Annotated in this window: 23 protein-coding genes; 10 read left to right on the top strand and 13 right to left on the bottom strand. The window is 74.2% G+C overall.

Annotated elements, in window-relative coordinates:
- On the bottom strand, positions 1–731 hold a 731-nt coding region (locus SM793_RS27600), incomplete at its 3' end, for a class I SAM-dependent methyltransferase (protein ID WP_320441001.1).
- Positions 732–1011: 280 nt separating this feature from the next.
- Positions 1012–1407, bottom strand: coding sequence for a MerR family transcriptional regulator (locus tag SM793_RS27605; protein ID WP_320441002.1), 396 nt, complete (start codon positions 1405–1407; stop codon positions 1012–1014).
- A gap of 62 nt (positions 1408–1469) precedes the next feature.
- Between SM793_RS27605 and SM793_RS27610 the strand changes: the two genes are divergently transcribed.
- Positions 1470–2819, top strand: a complete 1350-nt coding sequence (locus tag SM793_RS27610; protein ID WP_320441003.1) for an MFS transporter — start codon at positions 1470–1472, stop codon at positions 2817–2819.
- Between the two features lie 10 nt (positions 2820–2829).
- Complete coding sequence (locus SM793_RS27615; protein WP_320441004.1) at positions 2830–3447, top strand: hypothetical protein; 618 nt, start codon at positions 2830–2832, stop codon at positions 3445–3447.
- Between the two features lie 137 nt (positions 3448–3584).
- Here SM793_RS27615 and SM793_RS27620 read toward each other — a convergent pair whose 3' ends face one another.
- The gene (locus tag SM793_RS27620; RefSeq protein ID WP_320441005.1) at positions 3585–3791 is read right to left on the bottom strand and encodes a DUF397 domain-containing protein; all 207 of its coding nucleotides are present in this window, start codon (positions 3789–3791) and stop codon (positions 3585–3587) included.
- Positions 3788–4642, bottom strand: a complete 855-nt coding sequence (locus SM793_RS27625; RefSeq protein ID WP_320441006.1) for a helix-turn-helix transcriptional regulator — start codon at positions 4640–4642, stop codon at positions 3788–3790. The genes SM793_RS27620 and SM793_RS27625 overlap by 4 nt, the downstream gene beginning before the upstream one ends.
- A 226-nt stretch (positions 4643–4868) precedes the next feature.
- On the opposite strand from SM793_RS27625, the gene SM793_RS27630 reads away from it, so the two are divergent.
- Entirely contained in the window at positions 4869–5303 is a 435-nt protein-coding gene (locus SM793_RS27630) for an ATP-binding protein (RefSeq protein ID WP_320441007.1), read from the top strand.
- Positions 5304–5572: 269 nt separating this feature from the next.
- Positions 5573–5911 (top strand): hypothetical protein, encoded by a 339-nt coding sequence (locus SM793_RS27635; RefSeq protein WP_320441008.1) that lies wholly within the window; start codon positions 5573–5575, stop codon positions 5909–5911.
- A 121-nt stretch (positions 5912–6032) separates the two neighbouring features.
- Here SM793_RS27635 and SM793_RS27640 read toward each other — a convergent pair whose 3' ends face one another.
- The 3 genes from SM793_RS27640 to soxR all read right to left on the bottom strand — a co-directional run bounded on the left by SM793_RS27640 (position 6033) and on the right by soxR (position 7827).
- Positions 6033–6374, bottom strand: coding sequence for a cupredoxin domain-containing protein (locus SM793_RS27640; protein WP_320441009.1), 342 nt, complete (start codon positions 6372–6374; stop codon positions 6033–6035).
- A 372-nt stretch (positions 6375–6746) separates the two neighbouring features.
- A complete protein-coding gene (locus SM793_RS27645; RefSeq protein WP_320441010.1) occupies positions 6747–7208 on the bottom strand; it encodes a hypothetical protein in 462 nt (153 codons plus the stop codon).
- 115 nt (positions 7209–7323) lie between these two features.
- Positions 7324–7827, bottom strand: a complete 504-nt coding sequence (gene soxR / locus SM793_RS27650) for a redox-sensitive transcriptional activator SoxR (protein ID WP_320441011.1) — start codon at positions 7825–7827, stop codon at positions 7324–7326.
- A gap of 55 nt (positions 7828–7882) precedes the next feature.
- On the opposite strand from soxR, the gene SM793_RS27655 reads away from it, so the two are divergent.
- The gene (locus SM793_RS27655) at positions 7883–8587 is read left to right on the top strand and encodes a transketolase (RefSeq protein ID WP_320441012.1); all 705 of its coding nucleotides are present in this window, start codon (positions 7883–7885) and stop codon (positions 8585–8587) included.
- 70 nt (positions 8588–8657) lie between these two features.
- On the top strand, positions 8658–9551 hold the full coding sequence (locus SM793_RS27660) for a transketolase family protein (RefSeq protein ID WP_320441013.1): 894 nt from the start codon (positions 8658–8660) through the stop codon (positions 9549–9551).
- Positions 9552–9616: 65 nt separating this feature from the next.
- Here SM793_RS27660 and treZ read toward each other — a convergent pair whose 3' ends face one another.
- The 4 genes from treZ to glgX all read right to left on the bottom strand — a co-directional run bounded on the left by treZ (position 9617) and on the right by glgX (position 17051).
- Entirely contained in the window at positions 9617–11335 is a 1719-nt protein-coding gene (gene treZ, locus SM793_RS27665) for a malto-oligosyltrehalose trehalohydrolase (protein WP_320441014.1), read from the bottom strand.
- Between the two features lie 25 nt (positions 11336–11360).
- Entirely contained in the window at positions 11361–13904 is a 2544-nt protein-coding gene (treY, locus tag SM793_RS27670) for a malto-oligosyltrehalose synthase (protein WP_320441015.1), read from the bottom strand.
- 118 nt (positions 13905–14022) lie between these two features.
- Positions 14023–14778, bottom strand: a complete 756-nt coding sequence (locus tag SM793_RS27675) for a hypothetical protein (RefSeq protein WP_320441016.1) — start codon at positions 14776–14778, stop codon at positions 14023–14025.
- A gap of 125 nt (positions 14779–14903) precedes the next feature.
- Positions 14904–17051, bottom strand: a complete 2148-nt coding sequence (gene glgX, locus SM793_RS27680; RefSeq protein WP_320441017.1) for a glycogen debranching protein GlgX — start codon at positions 17049–17051, stop codon at positions 14904–14906.
- A gap of 586 nt (positions 17052–17637) precedes the next feature.
- On the opposite strand from glgX, the gene SM793_RS27685 reads away from it, so the two are divergent.
- The 4 genes from SM793_RS27685 to SM793_RS27700 all read left to right on the top strand — a co-directional run bounded on the left by SM793_RS27685 (position 17638) and on the right by SM793_RS27700 (position 21994).
- Positions 17638–18918, top strand: coding sequence for an SAV2148 family HEPN domain-containing protein (locus SM793_RS27685; protein WP_413816045.1), 1281 nt, complete (start codon positions 17638–17640; stop codon positions 18916–18918).
- 173 nt (positions 18919–19091) lie between these two features.
- Entirely contained in the window at positions 19092–19763 is a 672-nt protein-coding gene (locus SM793_RS27690) for a hypothetical protein (RefSeq protein WP_320441018.1), read from the top strand.
- Positions 19764–19900: 137 nt separating this feature from the next.
- On the top strand, positions 19901–21157 hold the full coding sequence (locus SM793_RS27695) for a Dyp-type peroxidase (protein WP_320441019.1): 1257 nt from the start codon (positions 19901–19903) through the stop codon (positions 21155–21157).
- A 135-nt stretch (positions 21158–21292) separates the two neighbouring features.
- A complete protein-coding gene (locus SM793_RS27700) occupies positions 21293–21994 on the top strand; it encodes an exonuclease domain-containing protein (RefSeq protein ID WP_320441020.1) in 702 nt (233 codons plus the stop codon).
- Positions 21995–22091: 97 nt separating this feature from the next.
- Here the strand turns inward: SM793_RS27700 and SM793_RS27705 are convergent, their stop codons facing one another.
- Positions 22092–22985, bottom strand: coding sequence for an aminoglycoside phosphotransferase family protein (locus SM793_RS27705; RefSeq protein ID WP_320441021.1), 894 nt, complete (start codon positions 22983–22985; stop codon positions 22092–22094).
- A gap of 134 nt (positions 22986–23119) precedes the next feature.
- The gene (locus SM793_RS27710; protein WP_320441047.1) at positions 23120–25360 is read right to left on the bottom strand and encodes an MMPL family transporter; all 2241 of its coding nucleotides are present in this window, start codon (positions 25358–25360) and stop codon (positions 23120–23122) included.
- Positions 25361–25458: the final 98 nt, after the last annotated feature.

The following is a 25458-nucleotide window of genomic DNA, read 5'->3' on the forward strand; positions in this document are numbered from 1 at the left end:
TCGGCGAGCGGCCTGCGGAACAGGGCGGTGAGCAGCACCGGCAGGCCGAAGAGCGGGGACGCGGGCTCCTGCGGGACCATCGGGCGGATCTCCAGCTCGTCGAACCCGGCGAAGATCCAGCGGAGTTCGTCCGGCGCGAAGGCCAGTCCGCCGTCCAGCCGGCCGTTGCGGTACAGCGCGGCGTCCGGCAGCTCCGAGCCCATCCCGCCGGCCGCGAAGCAGGTCAGTCCGAAGTACCCGCCCGGCGCGAGGACGCGTTCCAGCAGCGCCAGGTAGCTGATCCGGCGGTGCGGCGGGAGGTGGTGCAGACAGCCCGAGTCGTACACCAGGTCGTACTGGGGGAGGGGGAGTTCGGTGCTGAAAATGTTGCCGTGGTGGAAGCGCGGGGCGACGCCCGCCGCCTCCGCGCGTTCGCGCGCCCAGGCGAGGGCGGTCGCGGAGAGGTCGACGGCATCCACCTCGAAGCCGAGCGAGGCGAGGTGCACGGCGTTGCGGCCCGCCCCGCAGCCGAGGTCCAGCACCCGCGCGCCGGGCGGCAGCAGGCCGCCGTCGAGCCGCGCGGCGAGGTTCTCGTCCGGCTTGTCGACGAAGAACGGCCGCCCCGAGGCCCGGTCGGCGTAGAAGTCGTCCCACCAGTCGGCGGCGTGGTCGGTCCAGCGGTCCGCCTCGGGTCGGAAGAGCCCGTCGAGCAGGTCGAGGACGTCGTCGACGGAGCGGATGGCGCGGTTCAAGGGCGGGCCTTTCGGTGGGGTGGAATACGCCCAGCCTAGAAGTACGCGGACGTTCTTTCACCCCCGATTCCCTTCGCCGAAAAGGCCGTTGGGCCCTGCTGCGGCCCCGGTCGGACGGTCCCCGCCGTGGCCCCCGGACCCTGGGGCGGACGACCGGCCGCGCCGTCCCGCAGGCCCGGGAAGGGGCGTTCGGGAGGGTCGCCGGAGCCCGCCGGACAGGCCGCCGGATCACATGTCGATCACGTTCCGGAGGCCGTGCCGCCCGCGTTCCGAGCCACCCTCAGCCGCCGTCGGCCGCACCGGCGGAGAGGAGTTCGCAGTCGGCGAAGTTCATGCAGCCGCAGGCGAGGCAGGCCGCGACGGCGTCCCGGAGCTGCTGGGTCTGCCGGACGACGCGGTCGAGCTCGGGGAGCTTGCGTTCGGCCAGGGCGCGCCACTGGCGGGTGGTGCCGCGCGTGGTGGACGTGTCCAGCAGCCCCCGGATCTCGGCCAGCGTGAAGCCCGCCCGCTGGGACATCCGGATCAGGGCGACCCGGCGCAGCGTGGCCGCCGGCCAGACCCGGCGGCCGCCCTCGCGGCGGGCGGCGGGCAGCAGCCCGAGGCTCTCGTAGTACCGCAGCGCGGAGGGCCGCAGACCGGTCTGCCGGGCCAGCTCCCCGATACCGACATCCTGCACGTCCGCCCCCGTCCCCGGTTCCGCTTGACTTCAAGCGCGCGTGAACCGCTTGCCTGGCCCGCATGACCTCATCCGCGCCGCTGCTCCGTCGGCTTCCCCCGGCCTACCGTCCGCTGTTCGCCCCCGGCCCGTTCCGCCGGCTGCTCCCCGCGCTCGCGGTGTCCGACCTCGGCGACGGCATGAGCGCCGTCGCCGTGCCGTGGCTCGCGCTGGGACTGGCCCCGCCCGGGCGGGCCGGGCTGTTCGTCGGGGCGGCCGTCGCCGCCTACGTCCTGCCCGGCGCGCTCGGTGCGCTGCTGTTCGGCCGGCGGCTGCGCGGACTGCCCGCGCGGCGGCTGATCCGGGCGGACGCGTGGACGCGTGGGCTTTTCCTCGGCGGGATCCCGGTCGGGTGGGCGTTCGGCCTGCTCGGACCCGGGCTGCTGCTGGTGCTGCTGGCCGGGTCCTCGCTGCTGCACGCGTGGGGCGCGAGCGCCAGGTACGCGCTGGTGGCCGAGGTGATCCCGGCCGAGCGGCGGCAGGCGGCGAACGCGCTGCTCAGCACGAGCGCCTGGGTGGCGATGATCGCCGGACCGGCGCTGGCGGGGGTGCTGGCGGTGGTGGTCGCGCCGGCCTGGGTGATCGGGCTGGACGCGGTGTCGTTCCTGGTGCTGGCGGTGGGCGCGGGGCGGCTGTCGGCGGTCCCGCTCCCGGGCCCGGCCTCGGTCCCGCTCTCCGGTGGTGCCGCCGCCTCGGCGGGGGACCGGTCGGAGGGGCCGGTGCGGCGCGGCGAGGGCCTGCGGGTGCTGCGGACCCGCCCGGAGCTGCTCGGCCTGCTGGTGCTGACCTGGTTCTTCAACCTGTTCTACGGTCCGGTCGAGGTCGCCCTGCCGCTGTTCGTCGGGGAGGAACTGGCGGCCGGCCCCGGTCTGCTGGGCCTCTACTGGGTGGCGTTCGGGGTCGGGGCGGTGCTGGGCGCGCTGGGCCTCGGCGTGCTGAGCAGGAGGGCGGTGCGGTGGGTGCTGCCCGGGATCGTCGCCGGGCACGGTCTCGCGATGATGTCGTTCGCCCTGCCGGGCCCGGCCGCGCTGTCGGTCACGGGGTTCGCCGTGGCCGGGCTGGTGTACGGCCCGTACAGCGCGCTGGTGGTCGGCCGGTTCCAGGAGCTCGCCCCGGCGCCCGTCCTCACCTCCGTGCTCGCCCTGCGCGCGTCCCTGGTGCTGACGGCGGGCCCGGCGGGCGCGGCCCTCGGCGGTCCGCTGACGGCGGCCCTCGGCGCCCGCGCGACGCTGGCCGGGACGGGAGTGGCGATGGTCGCCCTGGCGGTGCTCGCGGTCGGGCTGCCGCTCCGGTCGGCGTTCTCCAAGCACTCCGCCGCGCACCGGAAGTCGGCGGGTCCGACTTCCGGTGCGCGGGCCGGGGCCGGTGGATAGGGTCGGTCGCATGGCGGACGACGGTGTGCGGGTGGTGCTGATCGGCGGGACGTCGAACACCGGGAAGTCGACGCTCGCCCGTCTGGTGGCGGACCGGCTCGGCTTCGCGTACCGGTCGACGGACACGCTGGCGCGGCACCCCGGCCGACCGTGGCCGGTGCCGGGGTGGGAGGTGCCCCCGCACGTGGCCGAGCACTACCGGACCCTCACCGTCGAGGAGTTGGTCGCCTCGGTGCGGGAGCACTACGCGCGGCTGCGGCCCCGGATCGGGCAACTGGTCGCGGAGGGCGGGGGAGCGGGCCTCGTCCTGGAGGGCTCGGCGCTGTGGCCGCCCGAGGTGGCGCGGCTGACCGGCGCGCGGGGCTCCGGCGGCCGGGTCTCCGCCCACTGGCTGCGGGCCGACGAGGCCGTCCTGCGTACCCGGATCCGGACGGCCGGGCGCTACCCGGAGGCGACCCCGGACGGCCGGTACCTGATGGACAAGTTCCTGGCCAGGTCGGTGCGTTACCAGGACCTGCTGCTCGCCGAGCCGGCCGCGCTCGGGTCGGAGCCGCTGGACGCGGGCGACGGCCGGTCCCTCGAGGAGCTGGCCGACGTCGTTGTCGCGGCCGTCACAGGTGCGGGGTGAACGAACCCTCGCCGTGGCGGCGGCCGTTGACCTGGATTCCGGTCGGGTAATCGCCTCCTGATCGGAAAGTCCGGCTAGTACGGAAATGAAAAATGCCCTCCCCGGCGCCTCAATCTCCGGGGAGGGCGTTTTCCGTGTCAGCTGGTGGGCAGCTCGCCGGTGTGGATGGCGGCGAGGAAGGACGTCCAGGCGGTGGCGGTGAAGGCGAGGGTGGGACCGTGAGGGTCTTTGCTGTCACGGACGGGAACTATGTCCGACAGCCCGTCGGCGACCTCGATGCAGTCACCGTCGGCGATGCTGTAGGTGCTCTTGCGCCATCGGGCGCCACGGAATTCACGATTCACTTGCTGTACTCCTCTGCGACCTGCCTCAACCAGGAGATCGACTTCTCGGGTTGAGCTGAAGACGCCATGAGTCGATGGAAGACGTCCTCGTGGCGGGCAATCTCGGACTGCTGCTCGATGTAGGTCTTGCTGCTGATCGTCTCGCAGTAGACCACGCTGCTCGGGATGTCACTGAAGGCGAAGATCGAGAAGGACGACCCCATGGCAGCGTGGGCGCCTGCTGAGAACGGAAGCACCTGCACGGTGATGTTGGGGCGCTCTTCGGCCATGGCCGCGATGTGATTCAACTGCTCTGCCATGACGAGTTCGCCGCCGACGGGCCGTCGAATGGCGGCCTCGCCGAGGATCGCCCAGATCTGGGGCGGGTTGGGGCGATCGAGGATGTGCTGCCGCTCCATGCGAAGCGCGAGCTTGAGTTCCACGCCTTCGGCCGACTCCGTCGGATTCATCGCGCGGATGATGTGCCGCGCGTAGCCCTCCGTCTGGAGCAGGCCGGGCACGGCCTCGCACTGGAATGTCACGATCTTCGTGGCGTCGGTCTCGAAGCCGACGTAAGCGCGAAATCGATCGGGCAGGGCGTCGCCGTAGGCGTGCCACCAGCCCTGTTGCCGGCTCTGCCTTGTGAGTTTCAGGAACTGCTTCACCTCTTCGGGTGAAGTAACGCCGTAGTGCGTCAACAGCTTCGTCGCATCGCGCTCTTGTAGTGACACGAGGCCACTCTCGATGCGACTCAGCTTGGAGGCGGACCAACCGAGGGCGGCGGCCACGTCCTTGGCGCTCAAGTCGCGAGACGCACGCAACTTGCCGAGTTCGCTGCCGAGCCTACGCCGCAACACGGTCGGACTGCTCACCGGTCACACTCCCTGCCTGTTCGGGTCCTTGCATAGTCTGCCACCCCTCTTCGAGCCTCAACCATGATGGCAGAGACTGCAATTGCAGGTTGGATGCGCTTGCGCACAATCAGCTGCGAGGTGCACACTACATCACGTGACCGTCCGGATCGTCTGAGTGATCAAGTGGGCGGATGCCGGGCATCCCCATGCCTTCAACTCCCTGCACGTGGAAGGTGAATCCGCCATGTCCTCCTGCAACTCCTCCCCCTCCCCCTCTCCCTTTCCCTCCCCCTCCGCCTCGCTCTCGACCTGGCTCCCGCGCAGCCGGCGCTCGCCCGGCGAGGCCCGCCGACTCCTCGACAAGCTGCTCACCGATGCGCCGGGGGGTGAACGGTTCGCCGATGCGGGGCAGTTGCTCGTCAGTGAGCTGGTGACCAACGCCGTCCTGCACGGCACGCCGATGGGGCGCCGGGTTCAGCTCGTGCTCGACGTCGACCGGCGGCGGCTGCGGATCGAGGTGCACGACGCGCGCGGTGAGCGGGGGACGGTGCTGAGAGCCGCCTCCGGGGAGGACGAGTCCGGGCGGGGCCTGGCGCTCGTCAAGTTGCTGTCCCAGCGCTGGGGTTGCTGCCCGCGTGACGGCGTGGGGAAGATCGTCTGGGCGGAGATCGCGCCGTAGGGCCGGGCCGCTCCCGGGGAACGGCGGATTCCGGCCGATGGGCCGGTGGTTGGTGCACGGCCTCGGCGAACCGGGTGACCCGTCAGGCTCGGAACGCGCCGGGCGTTCCGCACGGCGCGGACGAACCGGCAGCGCACAGCGGTCCTGGCGACAATTCCGCTGTCATATGCGGAACTTCACACTCCCTCCCTATATTTCGCCGAGGCACGTCCCGGCCGCGGGTTTCAGCGGCGCGTTTTGTCACCACCGACAACGAGGACGGAACCATCGTGCGCAGGAACACCAAGAGGATCAGCCTGGCCGGCTGTCTGCTGGCCGGCGTCGCCGCGGCCGCGGTCGTCACGGCGCCGGCCGCCAGTGCGCAGACCAGCTCGCCGACCCGGCTCGACAGCATCAACTGCAGCACCGGGTCGTTCGGCCAGGACGGCACACAGTGGTACTACAACATCTCCTGCTCGGCCACGGGCACCACCAAGTGGTGGGTGAACATCAGCTGCTCCGACAACTCCACCCGGACCGTCGGCCCGTACACCACCTTCCTGAACGTCCGCGTGTACTGCCCGCCGAACACCACCCCGAAGCAGGGCTGGGTCAGCTACACCCCGTGACGCCGTGAACCGCGTGCCGCCGCCCAGGCTCAGGGGGCGGCGGCGCGCTCGCTTCGCGGGCGGGTGGGCGGGCGACTCGGAGCAGGCGCCGGAGGCCAGGCGGTGGGTCCGGCACGAACGGTCACTGGACGACGAGGGTGCCCGTCATGGTCGGGTGGACGTCGCAGTGGAACGGGTACGAGCCGGGGGCGGTCGGGGCGGTGATCGTCGCCGATTTGCCTTGTTCCAGCAGGCCGGTGTCGAACGCCCCGGCGTGGGGGGCGATGGCGGTGAGGGTGTGGCCGGCGGAGTCCTGGTTGGTGACGGTGATCGCGGTGCCCGGGGCCACGGTGAGGGTGGCGGGGCCGAACTTGAAGTCCTTGATCGTCACGGTCACCGCCCCGGCCGGCGTGGAGGACGTGGCCTGCGAGGAGCCGACGGGGGAGGAGGCCACCGGGGAGGAGGCGGCCGGGGAGGAGGCCACCGGGGAAGAAGCGGAGGAACCACCCCCGCCCCCGCCGCTCGAACAGCCGGCGGCCCCGAGCAGCAGCCAGGCCGCCGCAGCGGCGGCGAGGGCGGTCCTGCACGAACGGGAAGAACGGAAAGAACGGGAAGAACGGTGGTTCATCAGCTGCTCCAGCCTCGCTACCTGCGGCGACCTGCCCACGCTAGGGCCCGCCGCACGGCCGTCACGGCGGGCGCGCCGGGAGGCCCGTGGACCGGGTCTGCCGACCGCCCGAACGACCGGGCAGGCGAAAAGCCCTCCCCGCGCCTCGACCGGCGGGGAGGGCTTCGACGTCTTCCTGTGGAAAGCGCCCGGACGGCTGTGCGCCGTCAGTCCGGGTCGCCCGGGGGGTCAGGCGCGGCTGACGTTGAACTCCAGCAGACTCTCGGAGTCCGGGACGTGGAGGAAGCCGGTGATCTTGGTGACCCGGGTGCCGCTCTCGCACCGGATGCCGGTGCTGTAGCCGGTGCCGCCGAAGACCGCGAAGTAGATGGTGCCCTGACCGAGGTCGTTCACGCCCAGCTCGAAGTTCACGATCGCGTACACGTCGTTGGAGGCCGTGACCAGTTCCGTCTTGACCAGCGGGCTCTTGGCCATCTGGGGAATGATGGTGAACTGGCGGCTCGTGGCGCCGTTGGTGGCGGTACCGGTGAAGGGCACATCGACGCTGTTGAGGCCGGTGTAGTCACTGATGGCCCCGCCGCACACGTCGGGGGAGGCCGCCACGGCCGGGGAGGTGGCGGTGGCGATCGTTCCCAGGCTCAGGGTGAGCGAGATCAGGGCGGTGACCGACGCCTTGGCAAAGCGGTTCATCAAAGCTCCTTGAGGGTCCGCGGGGAGAGTCTCTCCCGCGCGGTCTCACAGTCACACGCGGTCAGGTCGTGTGCTCACCAGCAGCGTCCGAACGGGCTTCGTCCGGGCCGCGCGGTCACTCCGTGAAGCCGTCGCCGGCGGACTCCGGGCCGGTGGCCGGATCGCGGGTGAGCAGGTAGCGGGCGCCGGGGCCGGCCGCGCCCGCGCGGTCGGCGGCGTTGTAGAGCCCGCAGCGGGTGAGCGAGAGGCAGCCGCAGCCGATGCAGCCGGTGAGCTTGGCCTTGAGCCGCTCCAGTTCGGCGATCTGCTCGTCGATCCGGCTCTGCCAGGACTGGGCGACGCCGTCCCACTCGGTGCCGCTGGGAGCGCGGTGCTCGGGGAGGCGGTCGAGGGCGACCTTGGCCTCGTCCAGGGACAGCCCGACCCGCTGGGCGGCGCGGACGAAGGCGATCCGGCGCAGGGTGCCGCGGGTGTAGCGGCGCTGGTTGCCGGTGGTGCGGGTGGCGTGGATCAGCTCCAGTCGCTCGTAGTAGCGCAGCGCGGAGGTGGCGAGGCCGCTCCGCTCGGAGAGCTGGCCGATGGTGAGCAGGTCGTGGCGGCCCGGCCGGTTGGCGATCATGGGTGACACTGTAGCGCTTGACTTGAAGCCGACTTCAGGTTGCAGCATCGGAGGCATGACGAACCGCACCAGAACCACTGCCTCCGGTTTCGGCGAACTGCCGCACCTGATGGCGCTGATGACCGGCGACGAGAAGCACGGCCCGGCCGCGACCTCCACCCTGGACGCCCTGTGGGTGCTCTACGACCGGATCCTGCGGGTCACCCCGGAGACGGCGCAGGCCCAGGACCGGGACCGCTTCCTGCTCTCCAAGGGCCACGGCCCGATGGCGTACTACGCGGTGCTGGCGGCCAAGGGCTTCATCGACCCGGAGGTGCTGCCCAGCTTCGGCGCCTACGACTCGCCGCTCGGCCACCACCCGGACCGGCTGCTGGTCCCCGGGGTGGAGATCAGCTCGGGCTCGCTCGGGCACGGGCTGCCGATCGGGGTCGGCACCGCGCTCGGCCTGCGCGCCCAGGGCCTGCACGACCCGGCGGTCTGGGTGCTGCTCGGCGACGCGGAGTTCGACGAGGGCTCCAACCACGAGGCGGTGGCCTTCGCCGGGGCCTACGGCCTGGACCGGCTGCACGCCCTGGTGATCGACAACTCCTCCGCCACGCACGGCTGGCGCGGCGGCATCGCGGCGCGCTTCGCCGCCGAGGGCTGGTCGGCGGAGACCGTGGACGGCCGCGACCACGAGGCCCTGTACGCGGCGTACACCGCCGGGCACCCGGGCCGGCCGCGGGTCGTGGTCGCCCGCGTCGAACCGAAGAACTCGTGAACCGAAGAACTCCTGGACCGAACAAGTCCTGAACCGAAGAACTCCTGAGCCGGAAAGGGCCCGAACATCCATGGACACCATGCGCGACCGCTTCATCGAGGTCACCTCCGGCCTGCTGGACGAGGACCCCCGGCTCGCCCTCGTCCTCGCGGACATCAGCGCCGCGGGCTTCCAGAAGGCCGCCGAGCGGCACCCGGACCGGCTGGTCAACGTCGGCATCCGCGAGCAGCTGCTGATCGGCGCCACCGCCGGACTGGCGCTGACCAGGATGCGGCCGATCGCCCACACCTTCGCCAGCTTCCTGATCGAGCGGCCGTTCGAGCAGGTCAAACTGGACCTCAACCACCAGGATGTCGGCGCGGTGCTGGTGAGCGCGGCAGGCTCCTACGACTGGCCGGCCGGTGGCCGCACCCACATGGCGCCGGGCGACGTCGCCCTGCTGGACACCCTGCCCGACTGGACGGTGCACGTGCCCGGCCACCCGGACGAGGCGGAGCGGCTGCTGCGGCACGCGGTGGCCGACGGTGACCGCAAGGTGTACGTCCGGCTGTCCGCGCACCAGAACGAGGCGGCGGTGAACGTCGAGCCGGGCCGGTTCACGGTCGTCCGCGAGGGCGGCCGGGGCGCGGTGGTCGCGGTCGGCCCGATGCTGGACGCCGTCCTCGCCGCGACCGCCAACCTGGACGTCACCGTGCTGTACGCGGCCACCGTCCGGCCCTTCGACGGCGCCGCGCTGCGGGCCGCCACCGGGCAGCGGGCGGACGTGGTGCTGGTCGAGCCGTACCTGGTCGGCACCTCCGCCAACGCGGCGCACGAGGCACTCGCCGACCGGCCGCACCGGGTGCTGGCCCTCGGTGTGCCGCAGGCGGAGCACCGGCAGTACGGATCGATCCCCGAGCACCTGGCGGCGTACGGACTGGACGCGCACGGACTGCGGGAGCGGATCGACGGCTTCCTGAAGTAGCGACGACCAGTCGACAACCGGCCGGCGACCGACCGACCGGCCGACGACCGACCGGCCGACGGCCGTCAGCGGCGGACCACCGCGACCGAGTCCGGATCGAGGGTCAGCCGGTCCCCGGAGCGGCGGTGCCCGCCGAACGCGGCCACCACTTCGCCGGCCGCCGGCACCGAGGCCGGCGCCCGCCCCAGGTTCACCGCCACCCGGTACGGCCCCCGGTGCGCTACCAGCCAGCCGGCCTCCTCGTCGAACTCGACCCGGACGGCCGCCAGATCGGGATCGGTCAGCTCCGGGTGCTCCCGCCGCAGCCGGATCAGCGTCCTGGTCCACTCCAGCAGCGCCCGGTGCGGTCCGCGCCGGGGCTCGGTCCAGTCGAGCACCGAGCGCAGCACGGTGGCCGGCTCCTGCGGGTCCGGCACCGAGTCCGCCGCCCAGCCGTGCTCGGTGAACTCCCGCCGCCGGCCCCGGCGGACGGCCTCGGCGAGGTTCGCGTCGGTGTGGTCGGTGAAGTACTGCCAGGGCGTGGCCGCGCCCCACTCCTCGCCCATGAACAGCATCGGGGTGAACGGCGAGGTGAGCACCAGCGCGGCCCCGCAGGCGAGCCGGCCGGGGGAGAGGCTGGTGGAGATCCGGTCGCCGAGCGCCCGGTTGCCGATCTGGTCGTGGGTCTGGAGGTAGCCGAGCAGCCGGTGGCCGTGGGCGGGCGGGAACGGGCGGCCGTGGTGGCGGCCGCGGAACGAGGACCAGCCGCCGTCGTGGAACCAGCCCCGGGTGAGGGTCCGGGCCACGGCGGCGAGCGGCGCGGCGGCGAAGTCCCCGTAGTAGCCCTGGGACTCGCCGGTCAGGGCGCAGTGCAGGGCGTGGTGGAAGTCGTCGCTCCACTGGGCGGCGAGCCCCTGCCCGCCGGCCTCGCGGGGCGTGGTGGTGCGGGGGTCGTTCAGGTCGGACTCGGCGACCAGGAACAGCGGGCGGTTGGTCGCCACCGCCAACCGGTCGACCTCGGTGGCGAGTTCCTCCAGGAAGTGCACCGCCCGGTCGTCGGCCAGGGCGTGCACGGCGTCCAGCCGCAGGCCGTCCATCCGGTAGTCGCGCAGCCAGCCGAGCGCGCTGCCGATCAGATAGGCGCGCACCTCGTCGGAGCCGGGCGCGTCCAGGTTGACCGCCGAGCCCCACGGGGTGTGGTGCCGGTCGGTGAAGTAGGGGCCGAAGGCGGGCAGGTGGTTGCCGGCCGGGCCGAGGTGGTTGTGCACCACGTCGAGGACGACGCCGAGGCCCTTGCGGTGGGCGGCGTCGACGAAGCGCTTGAGGCCCTCGGGGCCGCCGTAGGGCTCGTGCACGGCCCACAGCGACACGCCGTCGTACCCCCAGCCGTGCTTGCCGGGGAACGGGCAGACGGGCATCAGCTCGACGAAGTCGACGCCCAGTTCGACCAGGTGGTCCAGTCGTTCGGCGGCGGCGTCGAAGGTTCCGGCGGGCGTGAAGGTGCCGATGTGCAGCTCGTACAGCACCGCGCCGGGCAGCGGGCGGCCGCGCCAGCCGGTGTGCGACCAGTTGAACGCGGCGTGGTCGACGGCCCGGCTGGGGCCGTCCGGGCCGTGCGGCTGCCGGGGCGAGCGCGGGTCCGGCAGCGGGCGCCCGCCGTCCAGTACGAACGCGTAGTCCCCGGCGGGTGCCTCGCCCTGCCACCACCCGGCGCGGACGGCGTCCCGGGCCAGCGGGTGGTGCGCGCCGTCGACCGCCACCTCGACCCGGTCGGCGGCGTTCGGGGCCCAGACCTGGTACCTCATGACGTGCCCCTCCCGGCCTGGTGCCTCATGACGTGCCCCTCCTGGTCAGCAGGACCACCGGCCGGTCGCCGGCCAGCAGATCGCCCACCGGGACCGGACCGGAAGGGAGGTGACGGCCCGTCAGTTCGTCCGTCCAGCCCGGTCCGTCGGGCAGGTGCAGCACGGTGTCGTGCCAGCCGCCGGTCCGGGCGAGCCGGTACGGCAGCCGGGTGACGGCGGTGAGGACATCCGGGCCGCGTCCGAAGGCGAGCAGGTGGCCGGCGGCCGGGCCGACGGCGGCGAGCGGGTGGTGGGCGCCCAACTCCCGGGTGCGGCGCAGGTGCAGGGCGGTGGTGGTGAGGTGCAGCTTCTCCCGGGCCAGGTCGCCGGGGCGGGCGGTCGACGAGTCGGTGAGCCGTACGGCCAGCGCGCCGAGGTCGACCGGGCGCCGGTTGTCCGGGTCGACCAGGGTGTAGAGCGGCTCCTCGCTGCCCTGGTAGAGGTCCGGCACCCCGGGCACGGTGAGGTGCAGCAGGGCGGCGGCGAGCGTGTTCGAGCGGGCGTACGGGGCGAGCCCGGCGACGTACCCCTCGATCCGGGGCAGCAGCCCGGGGTTGCCGAAGACGCCGTGGACGCGGTCGGCGAGGGCGCGTTCGAAGCGGACGTCCTGGGTGGTCCAGGAGGTGCGCAGCTTCGCCTCGCGGGCCGCCTTGAGCACGGCGGCGACCAGCCGTTCCGGGGAGAGCGGCCAGCCGGCGACCAGGGTCTGCCAGAGCAGCCAGTCGCTGTCCGGGTCGTGGCCCGAGCCGGCAGCGGAGCCGTGGCCCGAGCCGGCAGCGGAGCCGGAGCCGGAGCCGGGACCCGGGCCGCGCCCGGCCGCCGTCGACCAGGCCGCCGCCTCGGCGGCCCACTCCCGGGGCTGCTCGGCGAGCACCGCCAGCCGGGCCCGGGCGTCGGCGCTGCGCTTGGTGTCGTGGGTGGAGAGCGCCGTCATGGTGTGCGGCCAGTGCCGTTCGACGTAGTGGCACCAGGCGTGGAAGTCCTCCGGCCGCACCCCGGGCCGGGCGGGCTCGCCGCCGACCTCGTTGAGGCTCAGCAGCGCGTTCCAGCGGTAGAAGGCGGTGTCCTCGACGCCCTTGGCGGCCACCGCGGCGGCGGTCTGCCCGAACCGGACGGCGAACTCGTCCTGCTCGGGCCCGCGCCCGAGCGCGCCCGCCGCGAGCTCGGCGACGAACCGGTCGGTGGCGTCGGTGGGTCCCTCGTCGGCCGCGCGGGCGGCGCGCAGCTGCTCGGCGGAGGACTCCGGCAGGGGCTCCCCGGGGCGGACGTAGGGCCGGTACGCGGGGTAGCCGGTCAGCAGCCGGCCCAGTGCGGCGCGCAGCCGCTCCGGCGGGTGGTCGGCGTGCGCCGGGTGGGCCGCGCCGAGCCGGACGGCCAGCCGGACCAGCCGCTCCAGCTCGGCGGACAGCTCGCCGCCGGGCCCGGTCATGTCGGCCCGCCCCCGCCGGGCGGCGGCCAGCGCCGGATGCGGGTCGGCGCAGGGCTCGCCGCGGTCCGGATCGGCGGGGGCGTCGTCGGCGAGGAACGCCTCGTACGCCCCGGCCAGCCGGCAGGCGCCCGCGTGGTCGGTGAGCACGCCGTCGATCCGGCGCAGCGCGTCGTACCCGGTGGTGCCGGCGCAGGGCCAGTCGGCGGGCAGCCGCTCGTCGCCGGTGAGGATCTTCTCGACCACCGTGTAGGCCCCGCCGGTGGCCGCGGCCAGCCGCTCCAGGTAGCCGCGCGGGTCGGCGAGCCCGTCCGGGTGGTCGATCCGGAAGCCGTCCAGCACGCCTTCGCGGTGCAGCCGCAGCAGCACGCCGTGGGTGGCCTCGAACACCTCGGGACGCTCGACCCGGACGGCGATCAGCTCGTTGACGGTGAAGAACCGCCGGTAGTTCAGCTCGGTGCGGGCCAGCCGCCACCAGGCCGGGCGGTACCACTGCCGGCCGAGCAGCTCGGGCAGCGGCAGCGTCTCGGTGCCGGGGCGCAGCGGCAGCACGTGGTCGTGGTAGCGGAGGGTGTCGCCGTCGACGGCCAGCTGGTCGAGGACGGCGCCGAGCCGGTCGCCGAGCAGGGGCAGCAGCACCCGGCCGCGTCCGGGGGCGTCCACCGGGCCCGGCTGGGCGGTCCAGTCGATGTCGAACCAGTCCGCGTACGGCGAGTCGGGGCCGTCCCGCAGTACCTCCCAGAGCGGCCGGTTGAGGTGCTCGGGGACGGGGACCGCCATGTGGTTGGGCACGACGTCGGCGATCAGCCGCAGGTGGTGCCGGTGCGCCTCGGCGGCCAGCGCCCGCAGGGCCTCCTCGCCGCCGAGCTGCTCGGATATCCGGCCGTGGTCGACGGTGTCGTAGCCGTGGGTGGAGCCGGGTGCGGCGGCCAGCAGCGGGGAGAGGTGCAGGTGGGAGACGCCGAGGGCGGCCAGGTAGGGGACGGCGGCGGTGGCGTCGCGCAGGGTGAAGCCGGGCTGGAGCTGGAGGCGGTAGGTGGCCGACGGCACGGCGGCGGGGGCGGCGGCCGGGCGGGACTGCGCGGGCTCGGCGGCGTGGGTCATGCCTCCATGCCTACCCGGCGGGACGCGGGGGCAAGACCCGTTGCTGGACCGAACAGGTGAGCGGGGCGGGTCGTGGGCGGCACGGGGCCGGTCCGGGTACTGGGGGCTGCGTGGACGCTCAGTGGCCGCGGCGGCGCCGTCCCCGGGGCACCGTGAAGTAGCCGGGACGCTGCGGCCCGCCGGCCCCGGACCGGCCGAGGCAGAGGATCCGGCCGTACTCGGCCCGGGCGGCCCGCACCGCCTCGGCGGCGGCCGGGTCGTCCGCGTACTGGGCGAACGAGCTGTTGAACATGGTCGGGCTGGGCTCCGCGACCGGCGTCCGGCCCGGCTCGTCCCAGGTCAGGCGCGCCCCCGGGACCCCCGGCGCGAACAGTGCGGGGTGCTCCCGCGGCGACCCGTCCGGGTGGCGGCCGCCGTCCCGGTAGTACGCCAGCGCGGCGGCGACCGAGCCGGGCGGGTGCGCCGTCCGGGGGTCGGCGTACGCCCCGGTGCCCCAGTCGGCGACGGCGGCCGCGCCGATCCGGCGCAGCAGCTCCGGCGGGTCCAGCGCGGTGGCGAAGTAGGCGGTCGCGGCGAGCCGGCAGACCAGCTCCAGGCGGCGGCCCGGGTCGAGCCCGAGTCCGGGGGTGACCCGGCGGTCGTCCACCTGGGCGACGACGAGGGTGACCCCGTCGACCTCCCCGAGTCGTTCGACCAGTCCCTCGACCAGGGCGTGTTCGGCGGCCCGCGCCGCCTCCGCCTCGGGGGTGCGGGTACGTGCGAGCACCCACCGGTCGGGGGGCGGGCGCCGGATCGTCGCGTCCGCGACCCGGCCCGGGAGGGAGAGCAGCGTCCCGAGCAGGAACTCCGTCGTGGTCGTCCGATCGCCCGCCATCGCCGCGCCGCCCCTCGGTCCGGTCCCCGGGCAGGCTCCGGCCTCCCCGGGGACCACGGTGGCCCGTGCGGCGACGGATGCGCAAGGGCCGTCGGCCCACCGGCACACCGCGGGCGCCCGGGTGCTCAGGCGGGGCGCTGCAGCACCATCAGCGAGCGGTCGACGAGCCGGAGCGCGTCCCCGGCCTTGACCACCGCGCCCGTCCCCGGCGCGGGCAGCCGGGCCTGCGCGGTGTCCACCACGACCTGCCACTCCTGCCCGTGCCCGGCCGGCACGGTGAACTCCAGCGGCTCGAAGTGCGCGTTGAACATCAGCAGGAAGGAGTCGTCGACGATCCGCCCGCCGCGCCGGTCCGGCTCCGAGATGGCGTAGCCGTTGAGGAAGACGGTGAGCGACTTGGCGTAGCTGGCACCCCAGTTGCGCTTGGTCATCTCCTCCCCGGCGGGGGTGAACCAGGCGATGTCGGTGAGGTCCTCGTACGGGCCGGCGCCGCCGCCCTCCCCGGTGGGCCGCCCCGGGACCGGGCGGCCGTGGAAGAAGCGGCGGCGGCGGAACACCGGGTGGTCGCGCCGCAGCCAGACCATGCCCTGGGTGAACTCCAGCAGCCGGGCGTCCGGCCCGTCGCCCGTCGGCCAGTGCACCCAGGTGAGCGGGTTGTCCTGGCAGTAGGCGTTGTTGTTGCCCTGCTGGGTGCGGCCGAGCTCGTCGCCGTGGGCGATCATCGGCACGCCCTGGGAGAGCATCAGGGTGGCGAGGAAGTTGCGCTGCTGGCGGGCCCGCAGCTCCTCGGTGCCCGGGTCCTCGCTGGGGCCCTCGACCCCGCAGTTCCAGGAGCGGTTGAAGGATTCGCCGTCCCGGTTGTTCTCGCCGTTGGCCTCGTTGTGCTTGTCGTTGTAGGAGACCAGGTCGCGCAGGGTGAAGCCGTCGTGGCAGGTGACGAAGTTGATCGAGGCGATCGGGCGGCGGCCGTCGTCCTGGTAGAGGTCGGAGGAGCCGGTGAGCCGGGAGCCGAACTCGGCGAGGGTGGCGTTCTCGCCGCGCCACAGGTCGCGGACGGTGTCCCGGTACATGCCGTTCCACTCCGTCCACAGCGGCGGGAAGTTGCCGACCTGGTAGCCGCCCTCGCCGAGGTCCCAGGGTTCGGCGATCAGCTTGGCCTGGGAGACCACCGGGTCCTGCTGGACCAGGTCGAAGAACGAGGACAGCCGGTCCACCTCGTGGAACTGCCGGGCCAGGGTGGCGGCGAGGTCGAAGCGGAAGCCGTCGACGTGCATCTCGGTGACCCAGTAGCGCAGCGAGTCCATGATCAGCTGGAGCACGTGCGGGCTGCGCATCAGCAGGCTGTTGCCGGTGCCGGTGGTGTCCTCGTAGAACCGCTGGTCCCGGGCGAGCCGGTAGTAGGAGACGTTGTCCAGGCCGCGCAGGGAGAGCGTCGGCCCGAGGTGGTTGCCCTCGGCGGTGTGGTTGTAGACCACGTCGAGGATGACCTCGATGCCGGCCGCGTGCAGCGCCTTCACCATCGACTTGAACTCCTGCACCTGCTGGCCCCGGTCGCCGGTGGAGGAGTAGGAGGAGTGCGGGGCGAAGAAGCCGATGGTGTTGTAGCCCCAGTAGTTGGCCAGCCCGAGGTCCCGCAGCCGGTGGTCGCGGACGAACTGGTGCACCGGCATCAGCTCGATCGCGGTGACGCCGAGCTTGGCGAGGTGCTCGATCACGGCCGGGTGGGCGACGCCCGCGTAGGTGCCGCGGATCTCCTCGGGGATCCCCGGGTGCAGCTTGGTCAGGCCCTTCACATGGGCCTCGTAGAGCACCGTGCGGTGGTAGTCGGTGCGGGGCGGCCGGTCGGTGCCCCAGTCGAAGTACGGATTGATCACCACCGAGTGCATGGTGTGCGGGGCCGAGTCGAGGTCGTTGCGGCGCTCGGGGGCGCCGAAGTGGTAGCCGTAGACGGACTCGTCCCAGTCGATGTGCCCGCTCATCGCCTTGGCGTACGGGTCCAGCAGCAGTTTGGCGCTGTTGTGCCGCTGGCCGAGGCCCGGGTTGTAGGGGCCGTGCACGCGGAATCCGTAGCGCTGGCCCGGCTGGACGCCCGGGAGGTAGGCGTGCCGGACGAAGGCGTCCGTCTCGCGCAGTTCGACGGAGGACTCCGAACCGTCCTCGTCGAGCAGGCAGAGCTCGATCCGGTCGGCGCTCTCCGAGAACACGGCGAAGTTGGTGCCGGCCCCGTCGTAGGTGGCACCGAGGGGGTAGGCGGTCCCTGGCCAGACCTGCATGGTTCCTCAACTTCCCTGCTTAGAAGGGGAACTGATATGAAGTCCGGTGGTCGGGCCCGGACCTCGGGGGCACTCTCTTCCCGGCCGGGCGGCCGGGCATGCGCCGCTCGGGCACCGTGACCCACGGCACACGGCGGCACAGTCCGCATACTCCCCGACGCTTCGCCCGAGGGCGGGGCCATTTGTGCCGTATTCGCCCGAACGGGTGTCCGCGCGTCGCCATGGGCCGTCGCGGGCGGTCGCGGGGCTTTTGTCGCGAGGCTTTCGTGGCGGGCGGGGCGGGTGGGACGCTCGGGGGGCCCGGCGGCCCGGCCGCCGCCCGCCCCAACCGGCTGCGGGCGGTTCGCGGCGGGCAGTACCCTTGATCGTCCGGCTGTTCGGTACTCGTGGCGATCCATCAGGCGAACCGTCAGCGAACCGGCGGTGCGTCGGCGGTGCGCCGCCCGGTCGCCCGGTACGCCGGCCGGCCGTCCGACCGGTCGGACGGCAGGCGGACAAGCAGGCAGATGGACAGACGGACAGACGGACAGGCAGACAGCTCGGAGCGGCCCCGGCCGGCTCACGACAGGAACCAGGTGAGGTGCGCATGGTGTTCCCCGCCGGCGGTCGTGGCGGTGGGCCCGGCGGCCCCGACCGTGGCGGCGCCCGCAGCGAGGCGCCGACGGTGGTCATGCGCCCCGCCCTGACCGGCGGGCGCTCGCTCGTCCCCGCCCAGGGCGGGCCGGTGGAGGTCCCCGCGCTCGCCTGGTCAGGCGCCGAGTGGGAGGACGCCTACCAGCGGGTCAGGCTCTCCGGTCGCGCCTACGTCTGGCTCAACCTGGTCGAGCAGCGGCTCCGCTCGCTCGTCGACGAGGTGCTGCACCCGATCTACGCGCCCGCCCACGGCGAGGACTGGGTCACCGCCGCGGCCGGCCCGGCCGGCGAGGAGTGGGCGCACCGGGCCGGCGCCGTCCGCGAGGTCAGCCGCCGCAAGGGCTACCTGCTCGACCCGGCCGACGACGACCCGCTGGTCTTCCTCACCCTGCCGCAGCTGCGCGAACTGATGGTCCAGCACTGGCCCTGCTTCGAGCCGTACCTGGCCGACCGCCGGGAGATCGAGCTGGCCCTCGACGAGCTGGAGGTCGCCCGGCACGTCGTCTCCCGCAACCGCGTCCTCACCCCGACCGTCCTCGCCCAGGCCGAACGGGCCGCCGCCCGGTTGCTCGCCCTGCTCGACGGCGGCACCGGGGCGGTGCCCGCGGACGTGGTCGAGTCGCTGGTCGCCGGCCGGTACGCGGACGTCGTCGCCGTCCACCCCGACCGGGTCCGGCTCCAGCGCGACCTGCCGGTCGAGGACCTCCTCGACGGCGCCCGGCGGCTCGATGCGCTCGGCATCGGCCTCGGCATGCTCTGCCAGAACTACACCGGCAAGCGGCTGGTCCGGCTCGCCACCGAGGGCTGCCGGGTCCGGCTGCTCTTCCTCAACCCGGCCAGCAGCGCCGTCCGCCGCCGCGAGCGCGAACTCGGGCTCGGACGCGGCGAGCTGGGCCGCGCCATCCAGATGAACATCCTGCACGTCCGCCGGGTCCGGGCCGCGCTGCGCGACCAGGGCGGCTTCGAGATCCGGGTGTTCGACGAGACCCCGAGGTTCACCGCCTACCTGGTCGAGGGCACGCCGGCGGGTGCGACGGCCCCCGGCGGCCGGCGGCAGACCCGGGACCTCGGCGTCGTCCAGCCGTACCTGCGCCGCGCCCGGGGCATGGAATCGCCCGCCCTGGTCCTGCGCGGCGGCGCCGGCCAGGAGCCGGGCGGCACCGACCCCGGACTGCTGGAGGTCTACCGCGAGGAGTTCGAGGGCATCTGGGCGGACTCCCGCCCGGTGTCCTGAGCGGCTGCCGTCCGGTGTCCTGAGCGGCTGCCGTTCGGCACCCCGAGTCGGCTCCCCCTCGTGGGGGAGGCGTCCCCTCCCCGGGGCCGAAGCGGCGCGGGGGGCGGGGCGGGCACCTTGGAAGCACCGGGCCGGGAACGGCCCCGGCACCTTCCGAGGAACGAGGTCCGACCATGCGCACACTCCTGCTGGGCGTCGTGACGGCGAGCGCCCTGGTGCTCGCCACCCCGACCTTCGCCGCCGCCGCTCCGGCGTCCGCCCCGGCCGCTGACGGGACGTCGGCCCCGGCGTCCGCCCGGGCCGCTGACGGGACGTCCGCCCCGGGGTCCGCCCCGGGGTCCGCTCCGGCGTTCTCGGGCACCGGTCGGTCGAGCGCGAGCCTGCACGGCTGGGCCAGGCTCGACCTGTTCGGGCCGGTCCCCGAGCCCAGCCAGCTGATCACCCTGGCCGTGGACGCCCACGCCACCGGGCGCCCGTCCACCGGGGGCCGGGGGCACGCCACCATCCAGCACGTCTTCGACCGGGACACCGACCGGGAGTTCACCGCCCGGGCCGAGATCCGGGTCGACTGCCTGACCGAGCGGGACGGGACCGTCGTCCTCACCGGCTCCGTCGACTCGGTGACCTACACCGCCGGCCCGGCCCTGGACCCGGTGCCGCCGTTCCCGGGCGACTGGCACCCCGAGGTGGCCCTCGGCCTCCGCCACGACGAGCAGGGGCGGCTGCGGGTCGGCTGGAGCGGGGTCCCGGCGCAGCCGACCGCCCCGCCGGTCGCCACCGCCTGCCAGGCCCCGACCGACGCCGGCCTCCACCTCGTCCGGGGCGGCTTCGCCTTCCGCCGGTAGGGCCTGCGCGGCTCCCCCTTCCGGGCGGCGAGCGCAGGCGGGCCGGGGCAGGCGTTGCTAGCGTCGATTCCATGATCAGCGGCCCGGTCCCGGGCCCGCCTCCCCCTCGTGCTCCGCCGCCCCGGAAGGCCCCGCCGTTGACCAGTCAGCACACGACCGAGCCCGGCACCCCCGGCGCCTCGCGCCGCGCCTTCGTCCGCACCGCGCTCGGCGCCGGCGCCGTCGGGGCCCTCACCCTCGGCGCCGCCGCCCCGGCCGCCCCCGCCGCCCCGCGCGCCACCGCCGGGCGGATCCCCTTCCACGGCGTCCACCAGGCCGGCATCCTCAACCCGCCCCCCGGCTACGGCACCTTCCTCGCCCTCGACGTCCACGTGAACGACCGCACCGCACTGGCCGCCCTGCTGCGCACCCTGACCGACCGGATCCGCTTCCTCACCGACGGCGGCACCCCGCCCGACCTCGGCCCCGGCGCCGCACCCGCCGACAGCGGCACCCTCGGCCCCGCCGCCCTGCCCACCGACGACCTCACCGTCACCGTCGGCGTCGGCGCCTCCCTCTTCGACGCCCGCTACGGTCTCGCCGACGCCCGCCCGGCCGGGCTCACCGCGATGCGCACCTTCCCCAACGACGGCCTGCGCCCCGCCGAGTGCCACGGCGACCTCTCCCTCCAGGTCTGCGCCACCAGCCGGGACACCGTCCAGCACGCGATCCGCGACCTGCTGCGCGCCACCAGCCGGTCGCTCAGCCCGCGCTGGCAGCTCGACGGCTACCAGAACCGCGCCCGCCCCGCCGGCGCCGCCCGCAACCTGCTCGGCTTCAAGGACGGCATCCAGAACCCCGACACCGGCTCCGCCCAGCAGATGGACGCCCTGGTCTGGGTCGGCCCGGACGCCGGCGGACCGGCCTGGGCCGTCGGCGGCACCTACCAGGTGATCCGCGCCATCCGCACCCTGGTCGTCCGGTGGGACGAACTGCCCCTGCGCGAGCAGGAGCGGATCATCGGCCGCCGCAAGGCCGACGGCGCCCCGCTCGGCCGCACCAAGGAGGGCGACACCCCCGACTACACCCAGGACCCGAACGGCGCCGTGATCGCCCTCGACTCCCACATCCGGCTCGCCAACCCCCGCACCGACGCCACCCGCGCCGACCGCGTCCTGCGCCGCGCCTTCAACTACGACCGGGGCCTCGACGCGGGCGGCGTCCCCGAACTCGGCCTCGCCTTCTGCTGCTACCAGCGCGACATCCGCCGCCAGTTCGAGACCGTCCAGACCCGGCTGATCGACGAACCGCTCGCCCGCTTCCTCCGCCCCACCGGCGGCGGCTACTTCTACGTCCTCCCCGGCGTCCAGGACGCCGCCGACTGGCTCGGCCGCAGCCTCCTCGCCCCGGCCTGACCCGGGGGACCGGGGCACCCGCGCCCCCGGCGGCGCAGCGCGGACGGGGGCCGAGGACGGACCCAGGGGCCGGACTGTCGGAGGGGCGGGTGATGATGGGGGCTGTTCGAGTGGAGGACGGAAGGACGCATTCCTATGAGCTGGTGGCAGCAGCCACTGGTCGGCTTCGACCTGGAGACCACGGGTACCGACCCGGCCGTGGACCGGATTGTCACGGCCGCCCTCGTGGACACCGTCGGGGACCGCCGGCTGGATGCCACCGGGTGGCTGCTCGACCCGGGGGTGCCGATCCCCGCCGAGGCGGCGGCGATCCACGGGATCGGGGACGACCTGGCGCGGGCCAAGGGGCGGCCCGCCAAGGAGGCGGTGGACGAGATAGCCGGCGCGCTGTGCGCGCGGCTCGCCGAGGGGCGGGCGGTGGTGGCGTTCAACGCCCCGTTCGACCTCTCGATGCTCGACGCCGAGCTGCGCCGGCACGGGCTGCCGGCGCTGGCCGAGCGGCTCGGCGGGCCGGTCGTGCCGGTGCTGGACGCCTTGGTGATCGACCGCGCGGTGGACAAGTACCGCAAGGGCTCCCGGACCCTGCAGCGGGTCTGCGAGGTGTACGGGGTCGAGCTGACCGACGCCCACGAGGCGGGCAGTGACGCCCTCGCCGCCGTCCGGGTCGCGGTCGCCCTCGCCGAGCGCTACCCCGACCAGGTCGGCGCCGTCCCCGTGGCCGAACTCCACGCCCGTCAGATCGACTGGCACCGGGCCTGGGCCGAGGACCTCCAGGCCTGGCTCCGCCGGGCCAAGGACCCCGAGGCGGTGATAGACCCCCGCTGGCCCCTGCGCTGAGCCGTCGGCGCCGAGCTGTCCGCATGGAGCCCCCCGTACCGGGCCGCCGGCACCGGGCCGCCCGTACCAGGCAGCCACCGGGCCGCCCGGTGCGCGGTCAGAACGGGTACCAGCGGACCTCGGTGGCGCCCGTCCGCAGCGAGTCCACCCGGCGCCGGAACTCGGCCAGTGCCGCCGGGTTGCCCGGTGCCTGCTGGGCGACCCAGGAGGCGCTGGCCGTCTCCCTGGCCCCGCGCAGTGCCGCGAAGCCGGGCCACTCGCGCACGTCCCAGCCGTACGCCCCGGTGAACTCCCGGTAGTCCTCGTCCGGCACGCCGTACCGGTCGTGGCTGAGCGCGAGCACCACCAGGTCGTGCTCGCGCAGGTCGTGCGCGACGAACTCCAGGTCGAGCAGGACGGGCCCGTCCGGACCGACGTGCACGTTGCGCGGCAGCGCGTCGCCGTGGATCACCCCGGTCGGCAGGTGCGGGACGAGCTCGGCCGCCGCGGCGGCGAAGGAGTTCCGGCGGTCGCGCAGGAAGTCGACGTCGGCCGGGTCGACGTGGCCCTCGGCGGAGGCGAGCCAGCGTTCGACGGGGGCGAGCAGGTCGCGGCGGCCGAGGGCGAACGGCGGGTCGGGCAGCCGGTGCACGGCGTGCAGCAGCGGGGCGAGGTCCACCGGGCGGGCGGGCCGCTCGGCGGGGGCGAGCCGGTGCCAGAAGGTCACCGGGTGGCCGTCGGCGAGCCGCGGCCCGGCGGGCACGGCGTCGTACGGGCGGACCACCGGGACGTCGTGGCCGGCCAGCCAGTCGGCGACGGCGAGTTCACGGCGGGCCCGGTCGTGCAGTTCGGGTGCCCGGCCGACCTTGGCGACCACGGCCGGGTCGCCGAGGTCGAAGACGGCGTTCTCGCCGAGGGCGAGCAGCCGGGCGTCGGCGGGGTCGGGCAGGCCGGCGGACTCGCAGGCACGGGCGAGCAGCAGCCGCGCCCGCCCCTCGTCGAAGGGGAGCATGAGGGTGTCGGTTTCCTTCGTGACAGCCGGGTGGGGGTGGGCGATCATTCTGGCAAACGGGTGCCGGGCCCCGCGCGACGCGGGGCCCGGCGGTTGTCCGGGGTCTGCGGGCCCGGGGGCCCGGTGGGGAAGTGTCAGACCCCGATCCGGCGGTGCCGGGCCTGCGGGGCGTGCGGTTCGGCGGTGGCGGCGGCCGTCGCGAGCGGGGCGCCGGTCCCGAGCGGCGGGACGCTCTCGGTGTGGGAGAAGTCGGGCAGCCAGGCGAGCCAGCGCGGCAGGTACCAGTTGCGCTCGTCGAGCAGGGTCATCACCGAGGGCAGCAGCACCGCGCGGATGATCGTCGCATCGATCAGCACCGCGACCGCGAGACCGATGCCCATCTGCTTCATGGCCTGCATGGAGAGGGTGCCGAAGACCGCGAAGACCGCCACCATGATCACGGCCGCGCTGGTGACCACCCCGGCCGTGGAGCGGATGCCGTGGGCGATCGCGGCCCGGGTGGGCAGGCCTCGGTCGCGGCCCTCCTTGATCCGGGAGACCACGAACACGTGGTAGTCCATCGAGAGGCCGAAGAGGATCACGAAGAGGAACAGCGGCACCCAGGACTCGACCGCGCCGACCCCCTCGGTGCCGAGCAGCGAGGCCCCGACGCCGTGCTGGAAGACGAGGGTCAGCACCCCGTACGCGGCGCCGACCGAGAGCAGGTTGAGCACCACGGCGGTGCCGGCGACGGCCGGCGAGCGGAAGGAGGTGAGCATGAGCAGGAAGGCGAAGGCCACCACGAAGGCGAAGACCAGCGGCATCGATCCGGTCATCTTGGCGTTGAAGTCGTAGGAGCCGGCGGTGCGGCCGGTGACCGGGGCCTCGGTGCCGGGCACCGCGAGCACGGTGGCGGGCACCAGGTCCTCGCGCAGGGTGCGCAGGGCGGCGTTGCTGACCGCGTCGTTGCCGCTGCCGTTGAGCGGGATGTCGACGGTGGCGACGTTCTGCTCGGGGTGGACGGTGACGTCGACCGGTCCGTGCATCCGGCCGGAGGCCAGCGCGCGGGCCCTGAGGTCGGCGATCGCGGCGGTCATCGCGGGGGAGTCGATGTCGAGGGCCTTGATCACCACCGAGGCGGGCGCGGGGCTGCCGGGGAAGGCCGCCTCGATCTTCTGCGAGACGGCGACCAGCTCGTTGCCCTTCGGCAGCTGCTGCTGGAAGGTCAGGTTGGCGGTGTGCATGGTGAGCAGCGGCGCGGCCAGGCCGATCAGGACGGCGCCGGACAGGGCGGCGGCGGCCAGCGGGCGGCGCAGCACCGGGGTGAGCACGGCGTTCCAGAACCGGCCGCCGGTGGCGGCGTCGGGGCGGCGCAGCCGGCGGAGGAGGGGCACCCGGCCCTTGTCGACCCGGTCGCCGAGCATCGAGAGCAGGGCAGGCAGCACGGTGAGCGAGCCGAGCACGGCGGTGACGACGACCAGGATGGTGGCGTACGCCATGGCCTTGAACTCGGCGATGCCGGTGAGGAACATGCCGGCCATGGCGATCACCACGGTGACGCCGGAGACCAGTACGGCCCGGCCGCTGGTGGCGGCGGCGATCCGCAGCGAGGTGTCGAGGTCGCGTCCGGCGGCCCGCTCCTCGCGTTCGCGGCGCAGGTAGAAGAGGCAGTAGTCGACGCCGACGGCGAGGCCGACCAGCAGCATCACCGAGCTGGCGCTGTTGCTGGTGTGCAGGATTCCGCTGCTGAGGGCGACGAGTCCGCCGGCCGCGACGAAGGCGGTGAGCGCGAGCAGGACGGGCAGCACGGCGGCGACCAGCGCGCCGAAGGCGACCAGCAGGATGCCGAGGGCGAGCGGGACGGCCGTCCACTCGGCGCGGGCGAAGTCGTCGGCGAACTGCTCGTCCATCCACTTGCCGGAGCTGGCGTCGCCGAGTTCCACCACGGTGAGGCCGGGGTGCTGCTTCTGGACGGCGGCGACGGCGTCGACCACGGCGCCGACGTTCGCGGTGGCCTCCTCGTGGTCGCCCTTCACGGTGAGCTGGACGAGCGCGGAGCGGCGGTCGGCGGAGACGGCCCCGGTGTCGTAGGGGGAGCGGACGTCGGCGGCCCTGCCGGTGCCGTTGACCCCGGCCAGCACCTGGTCGACGACGGTGCGGAAGCCGGGGGCGTCGGCGGTCAGGTCGGTGCTCTGGACGAGGACGGTCTCGGTGGCGGGGGACTTGAGTCCGGCCCGGTCGAGGATCTCGGCGGCCCGGGAGACCTGGCCGGGCATCGCCTCCGCCTCGTCGACCCGGGTGCTGCCGTGCAGGCCGCCGAGCAGGCTGGCGAGGACGACGAACAGCAGCCAGCCGAAGACGGCGGTCTTTCTGTGCCGGGCGCTCCAGGCGCCCATGGCGGCGGCTATGCCGGGCTTGGTCTTCACGGTTCCCCCTGGGAGAGCGGCCGGCGCCGGTGGCGGGCGCGGGCCGGTGGTACGGCGGCGGTGGGCCG

Origin of the sequence: Kitasatospora purpeofusca, from assembly GCF_034043715.1 — a bacterium.
Classification (GTDB): domain Bacteria; phylum Actinomycetota; class Actinomycetes; order Streptomycetales; family Streptomycetaceae; genus Kitasatospora; species Kitasatospora purpeofusca_A.

Excerpts from the sequence above, each read along its gene's own strand:
- SM793_RS27610 (WP_320441003.1), top strand. The coding sequence starts at position 1,470 with ATGACCTCATCCGCGCCGCTGCTCCGTCGGCTTCCCCCGGCCTACCGT.
- SM793_RS27615 (WP_320441004.1), top strand. The coding sequence starts at position 2,830 with ATGGCGGACGACGGTGTGCGGGTGGTGCTGATCGGCGGGACGTCGAAC.
- SM793_RS27630 (WP_320441007.1), top strand. The coding sequence starts at position 4,869 with ATGTCCTCCTGCAACTCCTCCCCCTCCCCCTCTCCCTTTCCCTCCCCC.
- SM793_RS27645 (WP_320441010.1), bottom strand. The coding sequence starts at position 7,208 with ATGAACCGCTTTGCCAAGGCGTCGGTCACCGCCCTGATCTCGCTCACC.
- soxR (WP_320441011.1), bottom strand. The coding sequence starts at position 7,827 with ATGATCGCCAACCGGCCGGGCCGCCACGACCTGCTCACCATCGGCCAG.
- SM793_RS27655 (WP_320441012.1), top strand. The coding sequence starts at position 7,883 with ATGACGAACCGCACCAGAACCACTGCCTCCGGTTTCGGCGAACTGCCG.
- SM793_RS27660 (WP_320441013.1), top strand. The coding sequence starts at position 8,658 with ATGGACACCATGCGCGACCGCTTCATCGAGGTCACCTCCGGCCTGCTG.
- treZ (WP_320441014.1), bottom strand. The coding sequence starts at position 11,335 with ATGAGGTACCAGGTCTGGGCCCCGAACGCCGCCGACCGGGTCGAGGTG.
- treY (WP_320441015.1), bottom strand. The coding sequence starts at position 13,904 with ATGACCCACGCCGCCGAGCCCGCGCAGTCCCGCCCGGCCGCCGCCCCC.
- SM793_RS27675 (WP_320441016.1), bottom strand. The coding sequence starts at position 14,778 with ATGGCGGGCGATCGGACGACCACGACGGAGTTCCTGCTCGGGACGCTG.
- glgX (WP_320441017.1), bottom strand. The coding sequence starts at position 17,051 with ATGCAGGTCTGGCCAGGGACCGCCTACCCCCTCGGTGCCACCTACGAC.
- SM793_RS27685 (WP_413816045.1), top strand. The coding sequence starts at position 17,638 with ATGGTGTTCCCCGCCGGCGGTCGTGGCGGTGGGCCCGGCGGCCCCGAC.
- SM793_RS27690 (WP_320441018.1), top strand. The coding sequence starts at position 19,092 with ATGCGCACACTCCTGCTGGGCGTCGTGACGGCGAGCGCCCTGGTGCTC.
- SM793_RS27700 (WP_320441020.1), top strand. The coding sequence starts at position 21,293 with ATGAGCTGGTGGCAGCAGCCACTGGTCGGCTTCGACCTGGAGACCACG.
- SM793_RS27705 (WP_320441021.1), bottom strand. The coding sequence starts at position 22,985 with ATGCTCCCCTTCGACGAGGGGCGGGCGCGGCTGCTGCTCGCCCGTGCC.
- SM793_RS27710 (WP_320441047.1), bottom strand. The coding sequence starts at position 25,360 with ATGGGCGCCTGGAGCGCCCGGCACAGAAAGACCGCCGTCTTCGGCTGG.